Here is a 2,341-nt window from a genome sequence, read left to right as displayed (position 1 = left end):
CACTCCGACATGTACTGGTTTACTGCAATTCCGGCTTTCGCATGTCTGCTGCAGTGGCTCGACGGAACGATCCGGAAGCCAGGTCTGTGGCTTCAAGGCACCGCCGTGGAGCCGGATCGATTCATGGTTGATCTGGGCCGCCTCGGAATCCAGGTGGAAGTCTCAGGGCTCCCAACAGATAAGCAGGACGCACCTGCAAACATGCGACGAATTTCTGCGATTAATCTGGAGGGTGAACATCATGGATAGCGGATACTTGCTCTGGATCGGACAAGTGGTTCTGATCATCGCGGTGGTCGCTGCAATTGTCTGGTGGATCTACAAACGGAGCCGGAAGTAAATTGGGGCTACTTGATCTCGCGAGACATTCCCCACCCGTCACGTCAACTATGCGCCTTATCACCCTTCTTCTCGTCGGTGTCACGTTGCAGCTCCCGGGCTGCGCCGAGAAACCGTCACAGCCCCGCAACATCATCTTTTTCATTTCAGATGGATGCGGGCCGGCGAGCTTCACGATGGCACGGGAATATGTCCAGTCCCAGGGCGGCTCGCAGCTCGCCACGGACCAGATGCTTGTGGGTTCTGCGCGAACGTTTGCTTCTGGCCGGCTGATAACTGATTCTGCCGCATCCGGTACCGCGTACGCGTGTGGGATCAAGACCTACAACGGCGCAATAGCGATGGACACGACTCGCCAGCCCGTCGCCACCCTGCTCGAGGGCGCAGAAGAGCGAGGCATGGCGACGGGACTAGTCGCGACGAGCACGATCACGCATGCGACACCGGCGGTCTTCTCTGCGCACGTTGTGAATCGCTCCGATCAAGCGGGTATTGCGGTTCAACAGCTGGAGCAGGGCATTGAGGTGCTTCTTGGCGGAGGGGCAGGCTATTATCTACCAACCGAACAGGGTGGCCACCGTACCGACGGCCGGAACCTGATGACGGAGGCCGCAGCGAATGGATCGAAGGTGGTGCGTTCCAGAGATGAGCTGATGGCCGTCCGCACGTCGCCGGTTCTGGGTCTCTTTGCCGTTGATCACATGTCCTACGAAATCGACCGTGACGAAGATCACCAGCCGAGTCTTGCCGAGATGACCGCGCAAGCCATTGAGTTGCTCGACGACGACCCCGATGGCTTCTTCCTGATGGTCGAGGGCAGCCGCATTGACCATGCCGCCCATGGAAATGATGCGGCGGGGCACCTGCATGATATTCTCGCCTTCGACAAGGCGATCCAGGTGGGTCTCGATTACGCGAGAGAGAATGGTGAAACGCTCATCCTCTCCACATCGGATCACGAGACGGGCGGAATGAGCGTGGGCACGCGAGTGGACGGGGTTTCAAAGTATTCGTGGAATCCCGGGCAATTGACAAAGGTTCAACACTCTTTGGAGTACGCCGCCGACTCTCTACTCGGACGCGAGACGTGGAGTACGGTCCTGGAGATGTATGGCATCGACGATCCCACAGAAGAGGAAGTGCAAATGGGGACCAACGGCACCGGGTCCCGTCGGGCGCTATCAGATATGATATCCAAACGAGCACAAATCGGATGGACGACCGGCGGCCATACCGCAGTCGACGTGAATGTCTATGCGTTCGGTCCAGGCAGTGACCTGTTCCAGGGTCATCACGACAACACAAGAATCGGCGTTCATCTGGCCCGGCTTATGAATGTTGACCTTGCGGCTTTGACACAGAAGCTTCGTGCCCGCACGGACGCGGTGTCGCAAGCACCATCCGGAGACTGATCCCGCGTTTCGGACGAAAGTACCCTTCCGCTTCACATCCTTTGACGTTACCTTGCCCCCACCTTTCACCGAACGGGGGATCTCATGAACATCCGCATGTGGCTTCCTTTCCTGCTCCTCGAGCTCATCGCCGTATTGCACGTACTGCGCCTCGTTCTTGGCGTCGACGTCATTATCGACGGTGATGTCGTGCCGCTATACGTCAGCGTCGGGGCAATCGTACTCTTCGGCGTTGCCGGTTGGATGGTGTGGTCGTCCGGGCGCGCACCTGCGTCGGAATCCTGAATGGGCTGCAGAGCATTTTCCTGCGACCGGCGAGTCTTCGCCTATGATGAACCACGTCAAACGATCCGCCCGTTCAAAAGCGTACGACCAGAAAGGCCCGATCAAACGACCCACCTCGAGGTAGCGGCAATGCCTACACTCGAAATCGTACAAGCCCTCTTGCATTCGCCTCGTCACCGGCTTACTTGGCGGTAGTTCCTCTAGCGCACCAGATTACCCTGCCTGCTCATGACGGCGTGGCCATCCAGTGTTCGAATTCACGGGCATACAGAAGGGTGTACCCACCCACCGCAGGATGCAAATCT

At 58.1% G+C, this 2,341-nt stretch carries 3 protein-coding genes; all 3 read left to right on the top strand.

The genetic code is table 11. The features are described 5' to 3' along the window. Positions 1-9 precede the first annotated feature (9 nt). The 3 genes from HKN37_05210 (at position 10) to HKN37_05200 (ending at position 2,036) form a co-directional block, all read left to right on the top strand. Positions 10-249, top strand: coding sequence for a hypothetical protein (locus HKN37_05210; GenBank protein NNE46042.1), 240 nt, complete (start codon positions 10-12; stop codon positions 247-249). A 140-nt stretch (positions 250-389) separates the two neighbouring features. After that, entirely contained in the window at positions 390-1,751 is a 1,362-nt protein-coding gene (locus HKN37_05205) for an alkaline phosphatase (protein NNE46041.1), read from the top strand. Positions 1,752-1,835: 84 nt separating this feature from the next. Beyond that, complete coding sequence (locus HKN37_05200; protein NNE46040.1) at positions 1,836-2,036, top strand: hypothetical protein; 201 nt, start codon at positions 1,836-1,838, stop codon at positions 2,034-2,036. The last annotated feature ends 305 nt before the right edge of the window (positions 2,037-2,341 follow it).

The sequence above is a fragment of the Rhodothermales bacterium genome, from assembly GCA_013002345.1.
Lineage (GTDB): Bacteria > Bacteroidota > Rhodothermia > Rhodothermales > JABDKH01 > JABDKH01.
This window is presented reverse-complemented; position numbering and strand designations above follow the sequence as displayed.

Coding starts and splice junctions, on each gene's coding strand:
- HKN37_05210 (NNE46042.1), top strand. CDS start 10: ATGTACTGGTTTACTGCAATTCCGGCTTTCGCATGTCTGCTGCAGTGG.
- HKN37_05205 (NNE46041.1), top strand. CDS start 390: ATGCGCCTTATCACCCTTCTTCTCGTCGGTGTCACGTTGCAGCTCCCG.
- HKN37_05200 (NNE46040.1), top strand. CDS start 1,836: ATGAACATCCGCATGTGGCTTCCTTTCCTGCTCCTCGAGCTCATCGCC.